Source organism: Singulisphaera acidiphila DSM 18658, assembly GCF_000242455.2.
In the GTDB taxonomy this organism is placed as follows: domain Bacteria; phylum Planctomycetota; class Planctomycetia; order Isosphaerales; family Isosphaeraceae; genus Singulisphaera; species Singulisphaera acidiphila.
In genome coordinates this window covers 5,267,956-5,292,844 of record NC_019892.1, presented here as the reverse complement: position 1 = coordinate 5,292,844, position 24,889 = coordinate 5,267,956, and the positions used below count along the sequence as shown (strand labels likewise).

The following is a 24,889-nucleotide window of genomic DNA, read 5'->3' as shown; positions in this document are numbered from 1 at the left end:
CTTCCACGGCTTCCGAGCCGTGGCCCCATTGAAGCACGATCAATGCCGAAGCAGTGAAATCCAGGTCGATCGTCTTCCACGGCTTCCGAGCCGTGGCCCCATTGAAGCTCGCCGTTGACGTAGCATTCGATCGTCTTCTCGAAGTCTTCCACGGCTTCCGAGCCGTGGCCCCATTGAAGCCGCAACAGCTTCCCCGATGTTTCGGGGCGACACCGTCTTCCACGGCTTCCGAGCCGTGGCCCCATTGAAGAACGGCGATCTCCTCGGCGCTGCGCGGCGAGTTCGACGTCTTCCACGGCTTCCGAGCCGTGGCCCCATTGAAGAATCTCTTCTGCCCTCTTCGTTTGGCCCCGTGGCACGGTCTTCCACGGCTTCCGAGCCGTGGCCCCATTGAAGACGGCTCGACGATCGGCCGGGGATTGGGATCCATTGCGTCTTCCACGGCTTCCGAGCCGTGGCCCCATTGAAGACTCATCATCACAGGTGATGAGGTCTTGTTTAAACTGAGTCTTCCACGGCTTCCGAGCCGTGGCCCCATTGAAGAACTTGGGGTCAATGAGAAGATCCCCGAGGGCACTGGGGTCTTCCACGGCTTCCGAGCCGTGGCCCCATTGAAGCCCAGCTTGCTTGTTGACACTGCGGCCGTGCCGGCCGTCTTCCACGGCTTCCGAGCCGTGGCCCCATTGAAGCGAGGCCCTCCTTGATCGAGTGAACCCAGGACACCATGTCTTCCACGGCTTCCGAGCCGTGGCCCCATTGAAGCGCCATTCACCGTATAGGCTGTTGAGCCATCAGCGAATGTCTTCCACGGCTTCCGAGCCGTGGCCCCATTGAAGCTACACCCGGATTCGCCATGTCGACCTGATTTCGACAAGTCTTCCACGGCTTCCGAGCCGTGGCCCCATTGAAGCTCTTATCTTATTGCGTTATTACAACTACATAATGATATCTTCCACGGCTTCCGAGCCGTGGCCCCATTGAAGCGCCGGTGAAGTCGGTTCGGGTCGACGGCGCTGTTGGGTCTTCCACGGCTTCCGAGCCGTGGCCCCATTGAAGCGGAGGGCCGCAGGGTAAGTGCCCAGGATCGAAGCAGGTCTTCCACGGCTTCCGAGCCGTGGCCCCATTGAAGCTGTCGCCTCGCTGATCGCAATCGCGTCAGCCCCGAGGTCTTCCACGGCTTCCGAGCCGTGGCCCCATTGAAGCCAATATTCGAGCCATTACAAGAGCCTCCTTTGCGGACGTCTTCCACGGCTTCCGAGCCGTGGCCCCATTGAAGCGTAGATCCAAGGCTTCACGTGCGTGGCGGCCGTCGGAGTCTTCCACGGCCTCCGATCTAATACGCACATAAAAACATAATACATTACAATAAATTCACTATCACCTATTTCTAATGACAATCTGCGTCTGTTGGCCGTCTTGTCGTGGGGTGGCCCACTCGCTGGCGAGAACGCTCGCCAGGGGCATGACTGCTTTTGCCAGCCCCGAGGAACGCTGACGGAACAACTTCCTCATTTCCTGGGGGGATGGGTGGTCCGATTTCGGGAAATCGTTTCTTTGGCGTTCCAAGGGGCGACCGTTCTTAGCCAAGGGCGAAACCACTGAAAATTAACATAATCTCAAATTTTCATGAATTGCAGCCCCGAAGGGGCGACCGTTTCTAGCCAGGGGTGAAACCCCTGGAAACAGGATGAACTCAAATTAGTATGAATTGCAGCCCCGAAGGGGCGACCGTTAAAAGCGTTAGGCTCATTCAGATGGTCGCCCCTTCGGGGCTGCGGAGCGCTCATTTGTCGCGTCTCTTCCAGGGGTTTCACCCTTATCCTTACCAAGAACATTCGTACAGAATCCAGAGTTTCCCCCTGCTTTTTTCGGGCAATCTGGCATAGTCAATGCTTCTCTTGACCCACCCGTCGGTCTGACGGCCCGGGGCAAGGTACCCTGGCTTGCTCGGATGCTCATCATGAGTCCCACACTGACCGACCCTGAGGCTTGGGCCCAAGCCAATTTCGCCGGTGCCGATCTGGGCGACAAACGCCGAGAAACGCGGCTGATCCGACTCGCCACGCAAATCGCCGTGGATTCCTCGGCCAGTCTTCCGAAAGCGACGGGCAATTGGGACGACCTCAGGGCCGCTTATCGCCTGCTCGACTCCTCGGCCGTCAACTTCCGGGCGATTGCCGAGCCGCATTGGCGTTCGATCCGGGAAACCAGCCCCGAGATGGCCCTGATCCTTGACGACACCACCGAGATTGATTTCGGATGCACCCGACAGATTCAAGGCGTGGGGCCCGTTGGTACGGGCACGGGTCAGGGCTTCATGATCCACTCCGGATTGATGGTCTCCCACAAGGACGAGGTCGTCTACGGCCTCGCAGGCCAAATTCTCTTTCATCGCAAACCGGTTCCCAAGGGGGAGAGTCGGACGCAACGCCGCAAACGCGATCGCGAGTCGGAGGTCTGGGGAAAACTCATCGAACTGATCGGTTCCCCGCCCCAAAACACACGCTGGGTTCACGTCATGGACCGTGGATCCGACGATTTCGAGGTCTATTGCCGCGCCCAGCGTCAGGGCGTCGATTGGGTCGGACGGGTCAAGAGCCTGCACCGACGCGTCCAGGGTGCCGATGGTCTCGAACGCCCGTTGCAGGAGGAACTCGAATCGGTACCGCAAGCGGGTTGCTTCACGCTCAAGCTGCGGTCTCGTCCCGGATTGCCGGCGCGAACCGCCAAGCTCACCGTCACGTTCGTGCGGGCGACGATGCTCGTACCGCGGCAGCCCGCGGACTCGCTGAAGGGTCTCGATCCGCAACCGATCGCGCAATACGTGGTGTGTGTGCGTGAGGTCGATCCGCCCGCCTCGGTCAAAGAACCGATCGAATGGGTGCTGTACACTTCTCTGGAAGTGGCCTGCCTTGAGGATGCGTTGCGGATCATTTCCTATTATGAAAAGAGATGGCTGATCGAAGAATGGCACAAAGCGTTGAAATCGGGTTGCAGTGCAGCCGATCATCAACTCAAGGCGAGCCATCGGCTGGAGGCGCTGACGGGTCTGCTGTCAGTGGTGGCGGTACGGCTCTTGCAGTTGAAAGGGATCGCCCGATCGGAACCGGAACGGCCGGCGATCGAAGCCGCCCCGCCAAAATATGTGGCCGTGCTCCGCGCGTTTCGGCGAACGACTGAGGCGTTGCCATGGGGAACGTATCAGTTTTTTCGGGAGTTGGCGAAACTCGGGGGATTCCTGGGACGGAAGGGGGACGGTGAGCCGGGATGGCAAACGATCTGGAGGGGATGGATGAAGCTCCAAGCGATGGTTCAGGGGGCTGAGCTGGACCTTCGCTTGGAGTAGCATTACTGCGCAAACGTTCTTGGTAAGGACAAGGGTTTCACCCCTGGCTAGAAACGGTCGCCCCTTCGGGGCTGCAAACAGAGGCCGCTCCCTCCTCCCCTCCTGGGACCGTGGGCGGGTCGCCCGCGTTCGCAGGAGGTATGTCCACATTCGATCGAAACCCCTGAAAAACATTCCGATGCCAGTGTTGATTGCAGCCCCGAGGAACACTGACGAAACAACTTCCTCATTTCCTAGGTCGTGTGGACAACAATTGGGCAAGCCCAGGGGGTTGGGCTATCTCAGCAGGATCATGATTGAGGCGACATGAACAAACGCCAGGAAGTTCCGGGCCGTCTTGTCATACCGAGTGGCCACCCGTCGGTACTGCTTCACCTTGAACCAGAACCGCTCCACGAGGTTCCGATCTTTGTAGCGATCTCGATCATAGGCCCGTTGCTCCGCTCGGTTCTTCAGGCTCGGGATCACCGCCTCGGCCCCCCGATCCTCGATGGCTTTAACCACGGCTCGGCTGTCATACCCCTTGTCGGCGATGACCACCTCGATCGGCACATCCTCAATCAGCGCTCCCGCCTGTGTCACGTCTGCCGCCTGGCCTCCCGTCAGGGTCAACCGGGCAGGCAACCCGAGACCGCTGATTCCGCCGTGGATCTTGGTTCCGAAGCCGCCCCGGCTGCGGCCGAGGGCTTGCTCGGTCTGGCCGCCGGTCCCGTCCCATTTTTGGGGGCGCCGGCGGCGCAAGGGTGCGCCCGGATGACGGTCGAGTCCAGGATCAGCCACTCCAGATCGGGATCTTGCAAGGCTTCGATGGCCCGTTGCCAGACCCCCTTGCGGGACCAACGGTCGAACCGCCGCCAGGCCGAGTTCCAGGGGCCGAAGCGATCGGGCAGGTCCCGCCAAGGGGCACCGGTCCTGGCGATCCAGAGGACGGCGTCGACGAAGAGGCGATTGTCCTTGGCGACCTTGCCATGCTGCCCAGGTTGCCCGGGCAGGAGGTCCTTGATCCGGCCCCAATCGTCGTCCGAGATGGCGTGGCGGTGTCGCATGGTGGCCTCCGTGGTGTCGATTCGAGACCGCTATTAACCAAAATCACCCAGCTGTTGTCCACACGACCTAGGGGGATGGGTAGTCCGATTTCGGGAAATGGTTTCGTCAGCGTTCCAAGGGGCGACCGTTTTTAGCCCTGGGGCGCAGGCCCTGGGGACTTCCTCGAAGTCATGCACCACTCACTCCGCCGCGCAGGGCGGGCCAACGGCCCGCCCTGCGCGGCGGAGCGAGCGACAAAACAAGCACATCTCAAACTGAATCATTTCCAGGGGCTTGCGCCCCTGGCTATTGACGGCCGCCCCTTCGGGGCTCCCAGAAACCGGCCGATCCGGAACGGCCTTGTGGGGCATCGTGGCCCAATCTCCAGCGGGTCGAAGGCGGGATGCCCGCGACTTCAAGGCTAGCGCCATCCGACGGTAAACTGCGAGAGTGTACCGTCTTCCACGGCTTCCGAACCGTGACCCCGAGGAGCCGATCGCCGGGATCAGGATCCGGGCGATTCGGCATGCAAGGAGGGGGCGGACGCTACTTGAGCTCGTCCATCAGGGTCAGGGCCAGTTGGGCCGCGTCGCACCACTCCGAGTTGGTCATCAAGGCGATTCCCCGCTGCCCCTTCGGGTCAAGCATCAGGGCCGTGCGGGTTTTCTCCTGGCTCCCGTCATGGCCGACAATCGTCCTCCCGCCCGGAAGGTCGAGCACGAAGAACCCGAGGCCGTAGGGTTTCGCTCCCTGTGGGTCGGCGGGCTTGTTTACCGTCCACATCAATTTCTCGGTCTCCTCCGACACCAGTTTGCGCTGAAGCAGGCCGACCCCGAACCGCGCCAGATCGGTTGCCGACGAGGTGAAGCCGCCCCCGCCCAGCTTCCAGCTCACATCGTGGTCCTCGTCGCGGCGTGCAATGACCCCATCCGTGCGGGTATAGCCGATCGCGCGATTCGGGATGTCCTCCCACTGGTAATCTGGCCGGAAGTTCGTCATGCCGAGCGGTTCGGCGACCCGTGCTCTCACCTGGTCCGCGAACCGTTGCTTGCCGGCCCGCTCCACGACGGCACTCAGCAGGATAAAGCCGTGGGTTGAGTAGGCGTATTTTTCGCCCGGCCGGTTGACGAGCGGCGACTCCTTGAACATATCCATCGCCACGACCACGTCGGCGAACGGGTGGGGGTCGGCGTACTCCTTCTCGGACCGCACCACCTTGCCGTTCGTGTAGTGGACGATCCCTCCCTGGTGGCAGAGCAGGTTGCGGGGCGTGATCTTCTCCCCTTTATCCGGGAACTCAGGCACATACGTCCGCACGTCGGCATCGAGGTCGAGTCGGCCGCTCTCAGCGAGTTGCAGGGCAGCAACGGCCGTCACCGGCTTGGAGATGGACGCCCAGCGGAACTGGGTCCCGGCGGGGTCGACGGGCACCGCTTTCTCTTGGTCGGCATATCCATATCCCTTCGACCACGCAATTCTTCCCTCATCGATGACGACGACCGCCAGCCCAACAAGCTTCTGCTTGGCGACCTCGGCCCCGGCGACGGCATCAACCTTGTCGGCGCGGGCGTAGGGCGGTGCCTGGGCAAAGGCCGGGGTGGTGGCAAACAGCAGCAGGAATGCGATCGGCCGGGTCATGACGACTCCACGAGGATTCGGGGCGGGGAGGTTTGCCTCTATCCTACTATTTCGTCCCGGCGGCCGATTTCTTCGCAAAAAATGGTGCTCTGCCCTCAGAAACTTGCAAGGCCGCCGGGAAACGGACGGCAAAAGGTCGCACTGATGAACCCGGGGAATGGGGCAACTCTCAGCAAGAGAAATTTTAACCACGAATGACACAAATGACACGAATAAAATTTACAAAATCAATAAATTGTTCAATTTTTGATTGCATTTAATTCATTCGTGTTATTCGTGTCATTCGTGGTTAAAATCTTCAATTTCTGTGCAACCACCTGTTGGCGTCAACGCTCGAGCGGCCCAAGACGAATCCGGCTGAGGGAAGGCCCCCGGTGCCCCTCTTGGGGGTCATCGGGGCATTGTTTTTTTCGTGCCTTCCCTGCGATGCGCTCATTCCGTTCCGAATCGCAGGCGCTTTTCCTTCATCGTCCGTCAATCCGGACTGTCCTCGGCCGTGTCCATGATCCGGACGAAGATCTTGCGACGACAGACGTAGACGCCGGGCAGGCCGATCTGGCCGACCTCGAGGAACCAGAGTTGGGCCATCCCCTTGCGGCTCGGGATGGCTCCGACGGGCCAGGCGGTGCCGATCACCTTCCTCGCTCCATCGAGCACTTCCAGAAAGGGTGCCTTGCCCAGCATCACCAGGCCGTCGTCAGGCCCCTCATTGCTGAAGAACGGACCGCGTGAAATCGGGGACGAGGGTTCGTCGTCGGTCATGATCAAGTCGCGCCTTCCACGCCTGTCTGTGAAAATCCTCGCTCGACAATCCCTGATCGAGCCGTTCGTTCGTCAAGGCGGATCTCTCGGGAGCCGCCGCATCCGATCATGGATGCCGTCCGGGAGCCCAATCCTGCGGACTCCAGCGGACTCGACCACAAGTAATCGGCAACGGATTCCGAAGGCGACAGATCATTGTGCATGAATCCGCCTATCTATTTAGGACTACAAACCTGGTGACAGGAGCCGTACGCCAGCGCAATAACCGAGGCGGCGGGGCGAATCAGATTATGGCGGGGCGTCGGCGACGACGTTCTCGTTCTCGCCGCGTGCTGACGTTTCAACGCCGGAGACCCCGCATGAGTCAGGCCACAGCCCCCCCTCACAGGTTCTCCATTTCCGCTGGACGGGACGACCGACCGGCCAACACGCTCGGCAGAGCGCGCGGCAGGCGCTTCCGACCGCTCGCCGCCTTCTCGCTTCTGACCGCGTTGACGGCGTTGTCCTGCACGAGGGCGGAAGACCCCGCCGCCACCGCTCCGAACCGGCAAAGCGTCGACGTCGGCGGCTACAAACTGACGCTTCTCACCCGAGGCCAAGGCACTCCGACGGTGGTCATCGAGCCGGGCATGGGACTGGCGGCCGTGGAAAGCGACGAATGGACGGTTGTTTGTGAAGAAATCGCGAAGACAAACAGGGTCTGCCTGTACGACCGCGCCGGCCTGGGCACGAGCGACCCCGCACCGACGCGGCCCCGCACCAGCCAAGACATCGCCCGGGACCTGCACGCGCTCCTGATCAACGCGAAGGTGCCCGGCCCCTACGTGCTGGTCGGGCACTCGATCGGCGGCCTGAACGTGCGCGTCTTCGCCGACCTGTATCCGGACGAGGTCGCCGGCGTGGTCCTGGTGGACGTCACCCACCCCGACCAGGAGTCGAAATGGCTGGCCAGCCTGCCCGCCGAGTCGCCCGAGGAACTCCCTGCCCTGAAGAAGAGCCGAGAACTCCTCACGTCACGGCTCGAGAGAGGGAGCGACAACCCGGACGGCATGGACGTCGTCACCAGCCGAGAGCAGGTGCGTTCCACCAGCACCCTGGGAGACAAACCGCTGGCGGTCCTCACTCATAGCCCCGACTGGAAGATGGTCCCGGACCTGCCGGACGCCATCCTGAAGCCCCTCGAGCAGATCTCCCAGGACCTCCAAGCGAGCCTGCCCGCCCTCTCCACCAACAGCTCACACAAGGTCGCCAAGAAGGCCGGCCACGCCATCCACCTTGATGAGCCCAGCCTCGTGATCGAGGCGGTCCGCGAGGTGCTCGAAAAGGCAAACGGGAACACAGCGAAATTAAGGTAGAGGCCGCCTCCTCGGGCCTCATAAAGAGCTTCGTGATATCGGAATCTGAAGACAACTTGATGGCAAATCCGGAATCAAGTCACCGTAAACATAAGGATGTGACGCGATGAGTAACGTCGATGGCTTGGTCGAGGACGGCTGGGGGCAGGTGGCGGACACCTTCCGCGCCAATTTCAAGGAAGGAAAGGACCTGGGCGCGGCATGCTGCGTCTACGTCGACGGCCGTGCTGTGGTCGATCTGTGGGGTGGTCTGGCCGATCGCGAGAAGAATCGCCCGTGGGAACGGGACACGGTCGCGCTCGTCGCCTCGACCACGAAGGGGGCGACCGCAATTTGCGCCCATCTCCTCGTCCAGCGTGGCCAGCTGGATCTCGATGCTCCCGTCATTCGGTACTGGCCGGAGTTCGGCGCGGCGGGTAAGGAGAAGATCCCGGTCAGGTGGTTGCTCTCCCACCAGGCCGGTCTGCCGTATGTCGACACGCCCGTGACGTTCGAGGAGGCGTGCGCCTGGGATCCGCTGATTCGTGCGTTGGAAGTACAGAAGCCGCTGTGGACGCCCGGGACGGAGCACCTTTACCACGCGATGACGTACGGCTTTCTCGTTGGGGAGGTCATCAGGCGCATCACGGGCAGGTCCCCGGGCACATTCTTCGCCGAGGAAATCGCCCAGCCTCTCGGGCTGTCCGCATGGATCGGTCTCCCCGAAGAGGTCGAGCCGCGGATAGCCCGGATCGAGGCGGCCCCCTTCCCTTACAAGTCCATGGAAGACCTGGCGCCTGACTTCGCCAAGCTCATGGGGTTGGACCTCGCCGTGGCGGTGACCTTGGTGAAGGACGTTTACGGACCGGGCTCGGCCTTCATGAAGGCTGGGGCCGTGGGCGACGTCACCGGGGAGAACGTGCTCTCGCGGGCCTATCGAGCGGCGGAGTTTCCTGGCGCGAACATGTTTGCCAACGCCCACTCCATCGCCCGCATGTACGCCGCAACGGTGAGCGACGTCGACGGCATCCGTCTCCTCCAGCCCGACACGGTGGCCGCGATGACGGTGGCTCAGACCGATCGCACTCGCATGCACGGCGCCCCACCGGAGCTGCTGCCCGCCACCAAGAATCTATTCAACATGTCACTCGGTTTTGTGCGGTCGGCCCCGCCCGTCATGTCCATGTTCGGCCCAGCGTCATTCGGCCATCCGGGCAGCGGAGGGTCGCTGGGGGCCGCCGATCCCGAGTCTCGGGTCGGCTTCGGCTACGTTCCGAATCTCTGGGCGGCCACCATGGTCGATCCGCGCGCCATCGAACTGACGTCCGCGGTAGCAAAGTGCCTCGGCTAATCGTCACCTCATCAAAGAAAGGCAGGAACACAGACAACGAACCACGAATGACACGAATCACACGAATGAAAAATCAAAAATATTTTTAATTCATGATTAAATTTCATTGTTTTCATTCGTGTAATTCGTGTCATTCGTGGTTAAAATCTCCCCATTCTCAAGCGTTCGCCCTTGAATTGCACGGGGTCATTCGGTAAGACCCTTCGAGCCGATCCGCAAAGCACCGGAACCGCTCAGAAGGAAGACACCGTGGACATGTTCATCCGAGACGCAACCGAAGCCGATCTGCCGGCGATCGTCGACATTTACAACCAGTCCATCCCGGCCGGTTGGTCGACCGCCGACACCCAACCGATCACGGTGGCCGACCGTCTCGACTGGTTCCGCAAATTCGACCCCGCGCGGCGGCCGATCTGGGTCGCCGAAGTGGACGGCCAGATCGCCGCCACAGCCTATTTGTCCTCGTTCTACGGCGGGCGGGCGGCTTACGACGCCACGGCCGAAGTCAGCCTCTACATCGCCACCGCCTTTCAGCGCCGGGGCATCGGGCGGCAGTTCAAGCAGTGGGTGATCGCGGAGTGCCCTCGCCTGGGCGTGACGACCCTCCTCAGCATGCATTTCGACCACAACGAAGCCACCCGCCGGATCAACGAAAGCCTGGGGTTCCAGCCGTTGGGACATCTCACCGAGATCGCCCTGGTCCAAGGGACCAAGCGAGGACTCGTCATCTCGGCCCTCCGCATCCCGCCCAAGCCGGAGACCCCCTGATCGTCCTCCCCGCCGATTCGGTCTCTCGAGTGTTCTGGATCCGCACAAAAATCACCGCAAGAGACAGAAACCACGGGCACACGTGTCCCAATGACCTCTCATTGGTTCGGAAATCCTTGACGTGGATCGCGGGCGGAGAAGATACTCCATGACGTGACGGCGAGGACGAATCTTCGCCCAGGATCGGAGGGAACCCGCGAAGCCCCGTCGTCGTCCATCCGGCCCCGGCGAACCTCAGCCGCATCGACTCACGCCTCATGGGTGCCTCAGCGTCCGGCCACACCTGGGGAACGACCACCCCAAGGGCCCCAGCGCAGTCCTTTTGGCAAAGCCGACAGCCGCGAGCACGTGGGTCATGAAATCGGCCCCTGCGCACCAATCAGCGTCAAGCTCTTTGACAATCAGGAGTTGGATCAAATATCACCGCCAACCCCCTCTCGCGTGCCCGAAACGGTTTCACCCAACGCATTTCGGGCAACGCGACTTATCAACACGCCCGAGTGATCGAGCCATTCGAAGCCACCTCTCGCGGGATCGTGGTTAACCCCCTCTCCCCCAAGAGGATCGATCGCCGGCCGTCTTCCACGGCCTCCGGGCCGTGGCCCCATTGAAGCAAGATCCTCGGGACCAGGTGATAGCTACTTGCAATCCCGTCTTCCACGGCCTCCGGGCCGTGGCCCCATTGAAGCCCAGGCCTGGACCGGTCCCTTGCGGCTCGGGATCGCCGTCTTCCACGGCCTCCGGGCCGTGGCCCCATTGAAGCGTCGACTTCGACCAGCGTGCGAAGGGCGATATCGCCGTCTTCCACGGCCTCCGGGCCGTGGCCCCATTGAAGCTGAGAACGCACGAGTTCGCCGAGATCGAGGACGAAAGTCTTCCACGGCCTCCGGGCCGTGGCCCCATTGAAGCATCAGTTGAGCTCCGGGTTGGCATCGGCCTGGTCGGTCTTCCACGGCCTCCGGGCCGTGGCCCCATTGAAGCCATTACGGCAGGCTGCAACCGCACGCTGCTCCGAATCGTCTTCCACGGCCTCCGGGCCGTGGCCCCATTGAAGCGATCGGCCTGTCACGCGAAGCACTGGTCGCTCGCTGACGTCTTCCACGGCCTCCGGGCCGTGGCCCCATTGAAGCATGGTCAGGCCGTGACAGTAGTACAGCCTGACGACAGTCTTCCACGGCCTCCGGGCCGTGGCCCCATTGAAGCGTTAACCCTATAACGACGTTATAGCCGTCGTCTTGGTCTTCCACGGCCTCCGGGCCGTGGCCCCATTGAAGCGTAAATCTCCAGATCTTGTTAACAGGATAATCGCCGTCTTCCACGGCCTCCGGGCCGTGGCCCCATTGAAGCTTGACCATCCCGATCCGTGCCAACCTCGACTCCGGCGTCTTCCACGGCCTCCGGGCCGTGGCCCCATTGAAGCCACAAGCCCCGCAAACCTGTCCCGGAGGTGTCTGTGTCTTCCACGGCCTCCGGGCCGTGGCCCCATTGAAGCTGCACCCGCTTGGTCAGCTCGGGGATCGAGTCCCCGGTCTTCCACGGCCTCCGGGCCGTGGCCCCATTGAAGCGGCGCTTGGCATGCCAAGCTGGGTGATGCCGAGAAGTCTTCCACGGCCTCCGGGCCGTGGCCCCATTGAAGCGCAGCCCTGAACCAAGTAGCGGTCACCCTGGAGCGACGTCTTCCACGGCCTCCGGGCCGTGGCCCCATTGAAGCCACACGTACGCCGGCCTGAGTCAGTTCCTCTTCTCCTGTCTTCCACGGCCTCCGGGCCGTGGCCCCATTGAAGCGCGTCTTCACGCGCGGCCAACGGCTTGCCGACCAACTCGTCTTCCACGGCCTCCGGGCCGTGGCCCCATTGAAGCTAGTTCTTCTCGAGCCAGGTCTTGTCAGCCAGGCCGTCTTCCACGGCCTCCGGGCCGTGGCCCCATTGAAGCGCCACAACTCGGCCAACGTCGCTGCCTGGCCGCATCGTCTTCCACGGCCTCCGGGCCGTGGCCCCATTGAAGCTTTCCTGGTTTGAGCAGGTTTCGACATGGACCCTGGAAGTCTTCCACGGCCTCCGGGCCGTGGCCCCATTGAAGCACATCGCTCTGCTACGACGAGTGGCAATACGCGGTCGTCTTCCACGGCCTCCGGGCCGTGGCCCCATTGAAGCAATGTGCATCGCATCCGCCTTCAGTGAGAGGAGCAGGGTCTTCCACGGCCTCCGGGCCGTGGCCCCATTGAAGCGACTTCGATCTCGATGTTCACACCGTAGAACTTTCCCGTCTTCCACGGCCTCCGGGCCGTGGCCCCATTGAAGCTGATTACGCCAAGAAGACGGCAACTCTCAACCTGATGTCTTCCACGGCCTCCGGGCCGTGGCCCCATTGAAGCGGGGGACTCGATGGGGTCGAGGACTCTTCCAGCGGCGGTCTTCCACGGCCTCCGGGCCGTGGCCCCATTGAAGCGCCGGCTGCTGCTGTCCTCCAGATTTTTCCCAGCCTCGTCTTCCACGGCCTCCGGGCCGTGGCCCCATTGAAGCATTTCGAATATTGTGGGCCGGATCCTCGGCCAGTGTCTTCCACGGCCTCCGGGCCGTGGCCCCATTGAAGCTCGGCGATGTAAGCCTCGGCGTTCTGCTGCACCTTTCCGGTCTTCCACGGCCTCCGGGCCGTGGCCCCATTGAAGCGTCGAAGCCTTTTAGAACTCTCTTCTCCAGATCGGGTCTTCCACGGCCTCCGGGCCGTGGCCCCATTGAAGCATTGTGCGTCCGTTGAGGTAGCCGGCTTGAGCTTGTCTTCCACGGCCTCCGGGCCGTGGCCCCATTGAAGCCGTTCCATGCGGTATATACAGCCGCGCCCGACGCGAGTCTTCCACGGCCTCCGGGCCGTGGCCCCATTGAAGCTCGAGGATCCCCGGGTTGTGGTCCGGCGAATTGTTGTCTTCCACGGCCTCCGGGCCGTGGCCCCATTGAAGCAAGTCACGCCGGTCGATCTGGACGGCCAGGTCTCGGTCTTCCACGGCCTCCGGGCCGTGGCCCCATTGAAGCCGCTCCACTGACACTCTGACCCGCAAAGGGATGGCGTGGTCTTCCACGGCCTCCGGGCCGTGGCCCCATTGAAGCCTGTGCAAAATGTGGTTGTTGCCGCGTTTGTGACGCCGTGTCTTCCACGGCCTCCGGGCCGTGGCCCCATTGAAGCGGTATACGAAACCGTTGTTTGGAGCCGAAACGGCGTCTTCCACGGCCTCCGGGCCGTGGCCCCATTGAAGCCTCCACACCAGCGGACAGTGGATTGCGTCGGAGCTTGTCTTCCACGGCCTCCGGGCCGTGGCCCCATTGAAGCGCTATCCCGAGGGCCTTTTTGAAATCGTCCAAGTGAGTCTTCCACGGCCTCCGGGCCGTGGCCCCATTGAAGCTTGCGTAGCCTTTTTCAGGGATGTCACGGCAGGAGCGTCTTCCACGGCCTCCGGGCCGTGGCCCCATTGAAGCGTGACGACAACCAACCAGGCCACGCGAGCATAAAAGGTCTTCCACGGCCTCCGGGCCGTGACCCCATTGAAGCAACCCAGCCGGGGATTACTCCGTCCACCGAGGTGTGACGTCTTCCACGGCCTCCGGGCCGTGGCCCCATTGAAGCTTGTTTGCCGGATCGAGGGTCCATTTCGGGTCCTGTCTTCCACGGCCTCCGGGCCGTGGCCCCATTGAAGCAATTGAGCGGCCTCTTCCGGCTCCTCCGCGAGGCTGGTCTTCCACGGCCTCCGGGCCGTGGCCCCATTGAAGCACTCTATTCCGACTCGGCCAGGACGCAACGTTGAGCGTCTTCCACGGCCTCCGGGCCGTGGCCCCATTGAAGCCTTTGTTGCTGAGCTTTTCGGATGCCTGTGCAGACGTCTTCCACGGCCTCCGGGCCGTGGCCCCATTGAAGCGTGAGGATATTTCCGGAGATCCGCAGATTCTCGGTCAGTCTTCCACGGCCTCCGGGCCGTGGCCCCATTGAAGCGTCGACATGCCAACTTTACAGGCCATGCATTACTCTGTCTTCCACGGCCTCCGGGCCGTGGCCCCATTGAAGCCAGTAGAGTTTCTTGCCCGCAGCAGCGGTGACGTCGTCTTCCACGGCCTCCGAGCCGTGACCCCATTGAAGCTTGTGCAAGTCGGGATCGTTGGTGTCGATGCCCACCGTCTTCCTCGGCCTCCGAGCCGTGGCCCCATTGAAGCACGATCACGTACGCTGGCCAGGAGCCCAAGCCGTGAACATCTTCCACGGCCTCCGGGCCGTGGCCCCATTGAAGCGCATTCTCGCCCCGGTCGGTCGGCTCAACTCCAAAGTCTTCCACGGCTTCCGAGCCGTGGCCCCATTGGAGGCGGAAAAGGGGAGCAAGAGCCGCCCGAGTGGGGATCATCAATCCATCGGCTCCTGCCCCTTTTCCGTTTCGTTATTGATCGGCTTGCGACAAGCTCAAAGCGTAGCGCCCGAACAAGAATCGCCATTTTTCATATAATGATTACACAATTAAATGATCGCTCGATTCGCCGTCGTCATTCTTGCGTCGCAATGGATCGCTTGCCTATGCGCCTCGGCGCAAAGCCACTTGGAACCCGAGAACGGGATCCTCAACGCAACCGACTCGACGTGGAACTCTTCGAAGAGAATTCGTGAGGTACTGCTCAAAGAGGCGACGTATTATCATCTGGCGCGCATGGTCTGTCTCCCCTCATTCGACGAGCCGGAGTGGGTCGTGACGGTCGTCCGACAGGATGGAGAGGAACTCGATGCCCCTCATACCTACTTCGTGGAATACGTGGGCGCGGAAACGAAGCTTTTTCTTGCGAAAGGCGCTCAGGACGTCCAGGTGAAGCGGTCGCGGGCCCCCCTCGATCGGAGTACGGCGGAATCCCTCAATAAGACTTGGCGTCGGATGCTTCGCAGCACCCGGTATCCCAAGGATCCAAGGCTCGGGGCAGATGGCGTCAACTATCACTTCTCGCGGTTCGTACCCCTGATCGACCGTGGCAGAAACGACCCGCTCGCGGGGTGGGAGCAGGGAAAGATCTGGACACCCGACGAGGATTCCCTGTGCGGAGAACTCGTCGCGATCGGCGAGGAATTGAAGCGGTACGCGGTCGCTCTGCCGGCAGATCGGGACAGGATCCATGATCGGATCCGAGCCAAGGAGCATCAGCTCAAGGCAAAGCTCAACCGAGAATCCAAGACAGCCCCGTAAGAAACCGAGGGCAAAAAAAAAGGATCAGCAGCCGCCCAGGTGGGGATCCTCAGTTCATCGGCTCCTGCCCCTCTTCTGCCTCTTGAGCGCGCCTGCGCCCAGCCGATTCGTCATCGCCATCGCGGTTTTGCTCGGCTCGGGCCTGTTCGACATGCTGGACTTGTGGCTCGACGGCTCTCTGAAGGGCGACGAAACAGCCCGCCGCGCTCCCACTCGGCTTTTTATACCAGTAATAGATGTAACCCTGCTCTTCGAGCCTCAAACCAAGGCGATGAAGTCCGTAGAGTGCCGCCACGCAGCCCAAGCAGACCGAACTCCAGCCGACGATAGGCCAGAACGCCATGAGATCCTCCTGGGTTCGCTCCGAAATTGGTTCTCAAGCGAAATGGACGATTCCCAGAGCGAAACTCGCCATCATGATCGTCCTATGGCAAAGGCGCTACGGACTATTTATGAAAATCCACAATGATTATGGTATTCTTTGTGTCCAGCAATCCCGACATTGAAGCTCCAAGTCGATTTTCACTATGGGTCTACCTACTACGGCGGATCACTTGCGAGTGGCGCACGGAAATCATGGGTCAGGAGTGGGGCCTCTCAAGCCTGGCCCTCCACGGGACTCGAAGACTCGGAAGCCTTCTTGGGTGGCCAGGACAACTTGTTGTCCTTGGTCGCGCGGAACGCTGACGGAACAACTTCCTCATTTCCTGGGGGGATGGGTGGTCCGATTTCGGGAAATCGTTTCGTTGGCGTTCCAAGGGGCGACCGTTCTTAGCCAGGGATGAAACTCATGAAAATTAACATGAGTTCAATTCCATATGAATTGCAGCCCCGAAGGGGCGACCGTTAAAGGCGTTAGACTCATTCAGACGGTCGCCCCTTCGGGGCTGCGGAGCGCTAATTTGTCGCGTCTCTTCCAGGGGTTTCACCCTTGTCCTTACCAAGAACGTTTGCGCAGTAATGCTACTCCAAGCGAAGGTCCAGCTCAGCCCCCTGAACCATCGCTTGGAGCTTCATCCATCCCCTCCAGATCGTTTGCCATCCCGGCTCACCGTCCCCCTTCCGTCCCAGGAATCCCCCGAGTTTCGCCAACTCCCGAAAAAACTGATACGTTCCCCATGGCAACGCCTCAGTCGTTCGCCGAAACGCGCGGAGCACGGCCACATATTTTGGCGGGGCGGCTTCGATCGCCGGCCGTTCCGGTTCCGATCGGGCGATCCCTTTCAACTGCAAGAGCCGTACCGCCACCACTGACAGCAGACCCGTCAGCGCCTCCAGCCGATGGCTCGCCTTGAGTTGATGATCGGCTGCACTGCAACCCGATTTCAACGCTTTGTGCCATTCTTCGATCAGCCATCTCTTTTCATAATAGGAAATGATCCGCAACGCATCCTCAAGGCAGGCCACTTCCAGAGAAGTGTACAGCACCCATTCGATCGGTTCTTTGACCGAGGCGGGCGGATCGACCTCACGCACACACACCACGTATTGCGCGATCGGTTGCGGATCGAGACCCTTCAGCGAGTCCGCGGGCTGCCGCGGTACGAGCATCGTCGCCCGCACGAACGTGACGGTGAGCTTGGCGGTTCGCGCCGGCAATCCGGGACGAGACCGCAGCTTGAGCGTGAAGCAACCCGCTTGCGGTACCGATTCGAGTTCCTCCTGCAACGGGCGTTCGAGACCATCGGCACCCTGGACGCGTCGGTGCAGGCTCTTGACCCGTCCGACCCAATCGACGCCCTGACGCTGGGCGCGGCAATAGACCTCGAAATCGTCGGATCCACGGTCCATGACGTGAACCCAGCGTGTGTTTTGGGGCGGGGAACCGATCAGTTCGATGAGTTTTCCCCAGACCTCCGACTCGCGATCGCGTTTGCGGCGTTGCGTCCGACTCTCCCCCTTGGGAACCGGTTTGCGATGAAAGAGAATTTGGCCTGCGAGGCCGTAGACGACCTCGTCCTTGTGGGAGACCATCAATCCGGAGTGGATCATGAAGCCCTGACCCGTGCCCGTACCAACGGGCCCCACGCCTTGAATCTGTCGGGTGCATCCGAAATCAATCTCGGTGGTGTCGTCAAGGATCAGGGCCATCTCGGGGCTGGTTTCCCGGATCGAACGCCAATGCGGCTCGGCAATCGCCCGGAAGTTGACGGCCGAGGAGTCGAGCAGGCGATAAGCGGCCCTGAGGTCGTCCCAATTGCCCGTCGCTTTCGGAAGACTGGCCGAGGAATCCACGGCGATTTGCGTGGCGAGTCGGATCAGCCGCGTTTCTCGGCGTTTGTCGCCCAGATCGGCACCGGCGAAATTGGCTTGGGCCCAAGCCTCAGGGTCGGTCAGTGTGGGACTCATGATGAGCATCCGAGCAAGCCAGGGTACCTTGCCCCGGGCCGTCAGACCGACGGGTGGGTCAAGAGAAGCATTGACTATGCCAGATTGCCCGAAAAAAGCAGGGGGAAACTCTGGATTCTGTACGAATGTTCTTGGTAAGGATAAGGGTTTCACCCCTGGCTAGAAACGGTCGCCCCTTCGGGGCTGCAAACAGAGGCCGGTCCCAGGGGGGAAGGGGAGGGACAGAAAAAAAAGGATCGGCGGGCGGCTCTGTCACAAGAGGTCCAGCCCCCCTCCGCGATCAACAAACACAACGGGAGGATTCGCCTTCTGGGACAAACTTTGAGAGGCACGGTCATTGTGCGTGCTCATTTGGAGAAATGAAAGGTTGCCGGGGTCGCCTCAGGCAAGCTCAACTCGAGATTCCACCCCGTCTGATCCGCCGATCGGACGACAGCATGTTCGAGGGGCCGTCCCTGGATCGTGCGCACTTTTCCCTCGTTGAAAAAGGCCCCACGATAAAACTCAATATTCACGGAACTCACACGCCATGCGGGTTGCCCCTGTTTCAGCATCCCCGCAAACGAAGGCCAGAGCTTGGATAGATCCGGATCCTGCATGTCGTTCGTGACACGAGCGTGGAGGTTTCCGCAGACCGCCAAAATCTTGCTTGTCGTCTTGAGCGACTTGGTTTCTCTCAGCAGGTTTGCCGCCATTGCGGCGTCACGCGCCCGCCAGAGGGCAATGCCATCCTCGGCAGTCAATTGAGGTGCCTCTGCGCCCCCGGTCGGCTTCTTTTGCATCAGAATAAGGCGCTGTTGTTCAAGCATCGACTCGGTGTCGTCGAAGCAGATCACCTGCCATCGAAATGGCGGAGAAACGGCGATGCGGACCAGCGATAAGAGTTGGGCATTTCCTCGACCATCTCCACTGGGATTCGCAAAGAAATCCGGGACTCTCTCCGTTTTCCCGTGTGCCCAAGCCAGCAAGGAGGCTTGCTCCTTGTTGGGCACTTCAATCGCTAATATGTGATAATCCAGTTTAGCAAGAGGTTCCAGGAGGCTTGCGGTCAGTTCCGGCACTTCCTGAGTCCCGTGGGTCTCCCCCAGAATCAGGACATTGCTGCTCGCAGCGAGCTTCTCAATGTCGGCTCTTGCCGCAGGTGGCAACGGGTAAGGTTTGAGATCAGCAGCGTATGAGACGCTCGGGATTGCGAGGCTGCTCAATAAATATGCGAGAGCGATTACGAAATGAGGGACGCGCACGCCATTGCCTCCCATAGTGAAAACACTCCTGCCTGAAGAGATCGATCCGTTCTACGCCACGGCTTCGGCCGAGGTAAAAGTCTGTCCCAGAAGGCGAATCCTATCGGTATTTTTCGATCATCTTTCGGGTGCCACGGGTTCCGTACTCGGACCCCGTGCGGGAATTCCTTGGCCGGGGCGCACGGGGTCCGAGTACGGAACCCGTGGCACCCCAGCGTCCTTCCTTTCCCGGTGAAGCCTGACCTTCCGAGACAGACACTAAGAATCACCGCATCGGCGCCACTGAAAACAAAAGGTAGCCGTTCACACCCTGGAGACCCTCAAAAACAAGGAGTTTGAAAGACCTAAGGACGATTGAATCGTTGATTTTGCCCTCTCAACGCCCGGAAATCGCTTGTTTTCAGCTTTCCCACCCTGTGAACGGCTACAACAAAAGATCGGCCGGCTCCTACCCTCTTCCCGCCTCTTTGGGGGTATCCTGGGCAGCGGCCGGTGCGCTCGCGCCCTTCATCATCTTCAGAAGGGAATTCGCGGTCTCCTCGACTTCCTCGAAGTTCTTGGCTTTCATCTGTTCTTGCAGTTGCTTCATGAGCGACATGGCCTTCTTCTTGCTGTCGACTTCGGCCTTCTCGATCCAGCCGGGGAGTTCCTTCTGGATTTTGTGGATCTTGGGAGGCAAGCGTTCCATCAGGCTCTCCTCCGTTTTCGCTTCGACCAGCGCATCGCCCTTCAGAAACTTGCGATACGCCCTGATTGCCTCTTCCCCCTCGGTGACCACGCGGAAGCCCATCGTCTTCATCGCGTCGCCCCCGACTCCCCAGGAGAAGAGGTTCACCAGGGTTGCGCCATGGTTGAACATCTTTGCCAGGTACGTTTCCATATCCATGCCCGTTTGCCCGGGGCCGCTCGAGGGCTGCATATTCGTCCCCTCGCTGGAGGCCCAGCCCACCTGCTTGTGCCTGGCCATTTGTTCGTAAATGTCTTCGAACAGGCCAGGCTGCGGATAGGTTGAGAAACCAGGGCGATGGTTTTCCCCAAAGGCCATGGACGGAGGCGCAAAGTGATTGTGTTGTGAGTAGGCACTTTCCTTATCACGCTTCATGTACGTGATCGCCTTATCGTCGCCGAGATTGAACGCCCGGCGCGAGAGGAAGGCGGTATGCGAATAGATTTTTTGCGGGGAAACACCGGCCTCGGCCAGTCCTTTCGTCCAGTGCTCGATGAACTCCTGGACGACCTTCTCCCGTTCGAGATTCATGTCCTGAGGAGGACGTTCACGGCTGAACCCTCGATTCATCAGCGCACGATAGCCGAGATATTTTCCTGTCTTGAAGTCCTGGCCAATCATGGTCTCCCAGCCGGCAATCACCCCCGCGAACAGCTCCGGCTTCTTGTGCTCCTGCAACGACTTCACGCCCGCCTGGATCGCCTTGCCGAGCAGGGCGGAGCGTTGCTGCACCTCGCGCTGGATCGCCTTGCTGTTGAAACACATTTGCGGCGGCGCGGCGGTCGGCTCCTTCCCCCAGTTCAGGCGTCGGCCCGTGCAGGGGGTCCCGTCCCAGTCCAGGGCCTCCACGTTCTTCGGGTCGCTCCACAGGTCCTTGCGCTTCGCCCAGAACATCGAATCGTCGATATGGAACCCGACGGCCACATCGGTCTCCAGGGCCAAACGAAACGCGAGTTCAATGAACCTGGTGACCTCGGCGTCATCCTGTTCAAAGCAGAGCGGCCCCAGCATGACAGCCAGCCGGGTTCGCTCGTCGCCCACGGTGCCGATTCGCCGTTTGATGTCCTCAACCCAGTTCCGAAGCGCCGCCGTGCCCGGCAAGACGGGCTCGCGGCTCCCGCTATTCAGAAGGACCGCCACTTTCGGGTCGGAACTGTAGTGGGTGAAAATCTGAAAGGCCAGATACCGGGTCTCCTTCTCCGCGTTCACGGAGTCGGAAGTCGACGGCTTCGGTACGTTCTGACCCGACGCGGTACCGGCAAACAGGACCGCAACGAGCCCAAGCACTCCAAGGCGATTCCTCATCATATCTGCTTTCTGCGAGAGAACTCGATTGACGGTCAATGGTTTCAGGCCACCCTGCACGAACAGCCCATCACAAAAGCCAAAGCCTTGCCGTTCACATTGGTGATCATCAACGGGACATTAAATAAATATACATAAAAAGCTTAGATCCACTGCCCCTTTTGGGGTCGCGACGGGAGATACGCGGGGAAGCGTGTTTTTTTATTCCACTTGGAGGAGTTCAATTGCTCCAAGGTTAGCCCGATGGCTTTACGCAAGTCGACACCAGAAACAATCGTCCATTCAAACGCCGCATCGGTAAAGATCGTCCCCTCGAGTTTCGTATCATCAAAATGGCAATTTTTCACGTTTGCCCCAGTGAGATCGGCACCACGGAGATCGGCTTCTTTAAAGCGCGAACCAAAGAGGTCGACGTGGCGTAGGTTGACTCCCCGGAGATCCGCGTCCCCAAATTCGGTATTACCGAAGTGCGTCCCGCTAAGATCAGTCTCTGCTAAATCGGCGCCGATCAGACAGGTCCCTTTGAAGCGGGCCCCTGTGAGCAAGGCGTTTCGGAGCTTCACTCTACGCAAGTCCGTGTCACTCATGCTGGTTTTCCGAAGATCCACGCCCGTGAGGTCGGCGCCATCCAGCCACGTATAGCGGAACGCGGCCCGGTTGAGGATGGCACCGGCGAGGTTGGCCTTTTCGAGATTCGACGTGCTCAGGTTGGCTTTCCGGAGATCGGCGGCTCTCAGGTCCGCTTCGGCCAGGTCGATCTTGATCCCGCTCCGTAGGGGGCCACGAAGAAACGCCTCGCGAAGATCCTGACCTTGGAGATCGGCGCCGCGAAGGTCGAGAGTTTCCGTCAGTTCACCGACCCTCCGATTCCATTCTTGAATCCCTTCCGGTCCCCCTCGAAGCAATTTCAACGCACACTTTCGGTTCATATGGCCTGCTCCTTCCCGTCAACCCGCTAGCGGACGGTTCTCGGTCAATTGTTCGAAATAACACCAATGCCTTCGACGACCGGCGCGAGAGCCGGAACGCTTGAAGCAAATCAAAAGGACATCCCGCAAGGCGATATCGCCTCCATTTAACCACACGTCAGATCACGATCTCATACGCATGCGACCACAGCCAGACCCCACAGGGCCAGGAACGGGGAAGGGACCTTGGCACGCGTCAATGGTCCCGAATCGTTACGAGGTGAGTGCCCCCGAACTGTTGCGAGACCTGATGCTCTCTTGACCTGGCAACTACCTCCAGGACGGTCCTTGAGTTTCGGCCTTCTCTGGGACTTTTGGCATTCACCCGCGCGGTGAAATCTGGAGATCATCAGTTCCGACTCGAACACCCCCGCCTCGTTCGCGGCCCTCACCGCGATTGACTCGGCCTTGAGGTCATCGTTGTCGCTCAGGGCCGTTTGCTTCGTCGGTCTCGTTGAACTCGCGCTTCGCCCCCTTCCTTGGCCCTGGTGACGAATCGGTCGCTCGCGTCGATCCGCTCCTTGAGATGTTCCAAGAGCAGCGAGGCATTCTTTCTTTCCCGCTGTGACCCTAAAATCGAAAAAGAAGAATTTCACTGCATAACGCGGTAGACAAACGGCATTCCGCTGCATAATATGCAGCAAGAGACGAAATAAAGGACGAGTGCCCACTTCTGTGATGCCGAAGGCGTTGAGCGCATTCGGAATGGCTTGGGGACCAACCATGGCGGATGAGTCACAACGAAAGCCAGTCAAAATCGGCGTCAAGGAAGGGGGAGGGCCGCCTCCGGGATACAAGTGGAACGTCGAGATCCTTGAGCAAGCTTTTGCTGAAGCGATGGGGTTTCTCAATGCCGACCAGTATTGCCACCTCGCCTCCCAATTTCGCGAGTTAGCCGGTCAGGATGAAGCCAGCCAGAGCCAAACGGTTGACGTCCGGCCCATCGAGGATTTTTACGAACTCCGTGACAAGGGAGGCATCCTTAGAAGGATGAATACACGCATTTTTTTCTTCATTCACAAGAAAATGCGAACAATTGTCATTTTAGGCGCCATCAAGAAAGAGAACGATGGTGCCACTCCCATGGGAGACAAAATCACGATGCGACGGCGAAAACGACTCTATTTGCAGGCCGACTCCCGTTGAGGCGCAACTTGCCGACATCGAAGGAGCTGTCTTCCACGGCTTCCGAGCCGTGGCCCCATTGAAGTCTGAGGAACCTGAGCAGTCGTGAGAATATCTTCCACGGCTTCCGAGCCGTGGCCCCATTGAAGCGGCGTCAGTGTGAAAGCACGGCTCGCAATACCTTGTCTTCCACGGCTTCCGAGCCGTGGCCCCATTGAAGCCCATTCAGTGGCGACTGGACAAACATCGCGAGTAGTCTGCCCCGGCTTCCGAGTCGTGGCCCCATTGAAGCCGATGAATGAGACTCTTTCATCGAGGCGATGCCATGTTGACCGAAAAAATCGGCGAGACTTACAGCGAGCTGCCTGAAGCTGTGAAGCCGGCGCTCCTGGCGCTGTCGATCCTGATCGACCGGATCGGATCGCTGCCGAAGGCCGACCGCGACGACCTCTTCGAGTTACTGCAGGAATGGCAGAAGGCGGAGACCCCTGAGGATCAGCGGAGTGTTCAGCGGGCCATGGAGGAGATCTTGGCCCAGGTCCCGGTCACGACGAGGCCATTGCCGTTGAATGACTCGGCGGCAATGTCGCCAAGCTCGAAGACATGGGCCGAGCACGTCGGGAAAGCGATCCGCAAACTGCGGTGTGACTTGGGTTGGACTCAGAAGCAGTTGGCCGAGAAGGCTGGGCTTCCTCAGAGTCACGTCAGCCGCCTGGAGAACGCGGAGTACACCGCGACAAACTTGACCCTGACGAAAATTGCAACAGCCTTGGGGGTCGAGGTGAGAGCGATGGACCCTTGCGCGGACTGAACAATTTGCTCTGGCGAAGCCGTAGACACATTGAAGCGTCCCGGAAGAAAAAAAAGCCTAGCGTTCGGCAGTTGGTGCGCGAATCTGGGCAAGGAACGCTGTATTGGGAAGGAAGTTTACGGCCTGAACTGGTAGATCGGGTGTCCTGGCGGCCTTGAGCGATCTCCGTCGAATTCAGATGCGCGCACCAACTACCGAGCGCTTACAAAAAAAGAGGAGGGCCGACGCCTGGCATCAGCCCCCCCTCTCATTCCGAACGTCAGCCGGGCGGCTTATCATGGCGGCGGCGTCACGATCGAGGAACGCCCGGCTTCGTCGCCATTCGGCTTTATTCCCCCTTGGCGACCTTCAGCGTGATTTCGAGCGGGGTTCCCTCCTGGCCCGATCCGCTGATCGGCGTTACGGTGACTTTGGATGTCCCGTTGCCGTGAGCCGTGAGGTAGGCGCGGATCTCGCCTGGGGCCCCTGGGAGCGGCTTGGCTGGCGGGGCGAAATACACGCCGACCTTCTTGAGGTGGTCCCCGTGGACGGAGACCTTGAGCTTGGCCGCCGGGTTGCTCGGTCCGGTCGACGGGTTACTCGGAACGGAAATCTCGACCAGATCGCCGCTTGCGGCCGTGTACTCGCCACTCTTCACGATCCGTTCGAGTCGTCCCAATTCGTGCTCGGCCCCGTAAGCGATTCCCCAAGAAGTCGCCAGTAGGCAGGCCGTCGCCAAGGCACCCAGAATCCCATGCTGTCGCGACATCGAGCATACTCCTCTAATAAGAAGGAACCACCGAGATCTTCCACCCGACAAAACCGCCGGATCGATTTATCGGTCGAATCCATTGTTATGACTATTTGAAACAAGTCAATCGTCCAGCCTAATTTTTCGGTCGCCCGCATTATTGAGCTGCGGACAACAACGCATCAAGGAACACCAATTG

General features: G+C 60.4%; 15 protein-coding genes, 1 pseudogene and 2 CRISPR repeat arrays (1 of these 18 cut by a window edge). Of the genes and pseudogenes, 7 read left to right on the top strand and 9 right to left on the bottom strand.

Going from position 1 to position 24,889, the window contains the following annotated elements; all coding sequences use genetic code 11:
* Positions 1 to 1,277: a CRISPR direct-repeat array (repeat unit 37 nt; unit sequence GTCTTCCACGGCTTCCGAGCCGTGGCCCCATTGAAGC); it reaches 4,200 nt to the left of the window's first position.
* Between the two features lie 683 nt (positions 1,278 to 1,960).
* Positions 1,961 to 3,346: an IS4 family transposase gene (locus SINAC_RS20930; RefSeq protein WP_015244181.1), complete on the top strand. Its 1,386-nt coding sequence runs from the start codon at positions 1,961 to 1,963 to the stop codon at positions 3,344 to 3,346.
* Positions 3,347 to 3,622: 276 nt separating this feature from the next.
* Here the strand turns inward: SINAC_RS20930 and SINAC_RS38975 are convergent.
* The 3 genes and pseudogenes from SINAC_RS38975 to SINAC_RS20910 form a co-directional block, all read right to left on the bottom strand.
* Positions 3,623 to 4,392: pseudogene (locus tag SINAC_RS38975) on the bottom strand (IS5 family transposase).
* 526 nt (positions 4,393 to 4,918) lie between these two features.
* Entirely contained in the window at positions 4,919 to 6,010 is a 1,092-nt protein-coding gene (locus SINAC_RS20915) for a serine hydrolase domain-containing protein (RefSeq protein ID WP_015247588.1), read from the bottom strand.
* A 474-nt stretch (positions 6,011 to 6,484) separates the two neighbouring features.
* On the bottom strand, positions 6,485 to 6,772 hold the full coding sequence (locus SINAC_RS20910; RefSeq protein WP_015247587.1) for a hypothetical protein: 288 nt from the start codon (positions 6,770 to 6,772) through the stop codon (positions 6,485 to 6,487).
* 359 nt (positions 6,773 to 7,131) lie between these two features.
* Between SINAC_RS20910 and SINAC_RS20905 the strand changes: the two genes are divergently transcribed.
* The 4 genes from SINAC_RS20905 to SINAC_RS20890 all read left to right on the top strand — a co-directional run bounded on the left by SINAC_RS20905 (position 7,132) and on the right by SINAC_RS20890 (position 15,431).
* Positions 7,132 to 8,127, top strand: a complete 996-nt coding sequence (locus tag SINAC_RS20905; protein ID WP_015247586.1) for an alpha/beta fold hydrolase — start codon at positions 7,132 to 7,134, stop codon at positions 8,125 to 8,127.
* A gap of 106 nt (positions 8,128 to 8,233) precedes the next feature.
* Positions 8,234 to 9,457 carry an EstA family serine hydrolase gene (locus tag SINAC_RS20900; protein ID WP_015247585.1) on the top strand — a complete coding sequence of 408 codons (1,224 nt, stop codon included), beginning with the start codon at positions 8,234 to 8,236 and terminating at the stop codon, positions 9,455 to 9,457.
* A 255-nt stretch (positions 9,458 to 9,712) separates the two neighbouring features.
* Complete coding sequence (locus SINAC_RS20895) at positions 9,713 to 10,225, top strand: GNAT family N-acetyltransferase (RefSeq protein ID WP_020467535.1); 513 nt, start codon at positions 9,713 to 9,715, stop codon at positions 10,223 to 10,225.
* Positions 10,226 to 10,802: 577 nt separating this feature from the next.
* Positions 10,803 to 14,571: direct repeats of the CRISPR family, unit length 37 nt; unit sequence GTCTTCCACGGCCTCCGGGCCGTGGCCCCATTGAAGC.
* Positions 14,572 to 14,723: 152 nt separating this feature from the next.
* Positions 14,724 to 15,431 (top strand): hypothetical protein, encoded by a 708-nt coding sequence (locus SINAC_RS20890; RefSeq protein WP_015247583.1) that lies wholly within the window; start codon positions 14,724 to 14,726, stop codon positions 15,429 to 15,431.
* A gap of 49 nt (positions 15,432 to 15,480) precedes the next feature.
* Here SINAC_RS20890 and SINAC_RS20885 read toward each other — a convergent pair whose 3' ends face one another.
* The 5 genes from SINAC_RS20885 to SINAC_RS20860 all read right to left on the bottom strand — a co-directional run bounded on the left by SINAC_RS20885 (position 15,481) and on the right by SINAC_RS20860 (position 21,985).
* Positions 15,481 to 15,774, bottom strand: coding sequence for a hypothetical protein (locus SINAC_RS20885; protein WP_015247582.1), 294 nt, complete (start codon positions 15,772 to 15,774; stop codon positions 15,481 to 15,483).
* Between the two features lie 620 nt (positions 15,775 to 16,394).
* Positions 16,395 to 17,780, bottom strand: a complete 1,386-nt coding sequence (locus SINAC_RS20880) for an IS4 family transposase (RefSeq protein ID WP_015244181.1) — start codon at positions 17,778 to 17,780, stop codon at positions 16,395 to 16,397.
* 347 nt (positions 17,781 to 18,127) lie between these two features.
* Complete coding sequence (locus tag SINAC_RS20875; protein ID WP_015247581.1) at positions 18,128 to 19,039, bottom strand: hypothetical protein; 912 nt, start codon at positions 19,037 to 19,039, stop codon at positions 18,128 to 18,130.
* A 433-nt stretch (positions 19,040 to 19,472) separates the two neighbouring features.
* Positions 19,473 to 21,059 (bottom strand): hypothetical protein, encoded by a 1,587-nt coding sequence (locus tag SINAC_RS38120; protein ID WP_157579444.1) that lies wholly within the window; start codon positions 21,057 to 21,059, stop codon positions 19,473 to 19,475.
* 140 nt (positions 21,060 to 21,199) lie between these two features.
* Entirely contained in the window at positions 21,200 to 21,985 is a 786-nt protein-coding gene (locus SINAC_RS20860; protein WP_015247579.1) for a pentapeptide repeat-containing protein, read from the bottom strand.
* Between the two features lie 717 nt (positions 21,986 to 22,702).
* On the opposite strand from SINAC_RS20860, the gene SINAC_RS20855 reads away from it, so the two are divergent.
* Together SINAC_RS20855 and SINAC_RS38115 are read left to right on the top strand one after the other, a co-directional pair.
* Entirely contained in the window at positions 22,703 to 23,170 is a 468-nt protein-coding gene (locus tag SINAC_RS20855) for a hypothetical protein (protein WP_020467532.1), read from the top strand.
* A gap of 304 nt (positions 23,171 to 23,474) precedes the next feature.
* On the top strand, positions 23,475 to 23,960 hold the full coding sequence (locus SINAC_RS38115; protein WP_015247577.1) for a helix-turn-helix domain-containing protein: 486 nt from the start codon (positions 23,475 to 23,477) through the stop codon (positions 23,958 to 23,960).
* A 328-nt stretch (positions 23,961 to 24,288) separates the two neighbouring features.
* On the opposite strand, the gene SINAC_RS20845 is transcribed toward SINAC_RS38115, so the two are convergent.
* The gene (locus SINAC_RS20845) at positions 24,289 to 24,708 is read right to left on the bottom strand and encodes a protease inhibitor I42 family protein (RefSeq protein ID WP_015247576.1); all 420 of its coding nucleotides are present in this window, start codon (positions 24,706 to 24,708) and stop codon (positions 24,289 to 24,291) included.
* Positions 24,709 to 24,889: the final 181 nt, after the last annotated feature.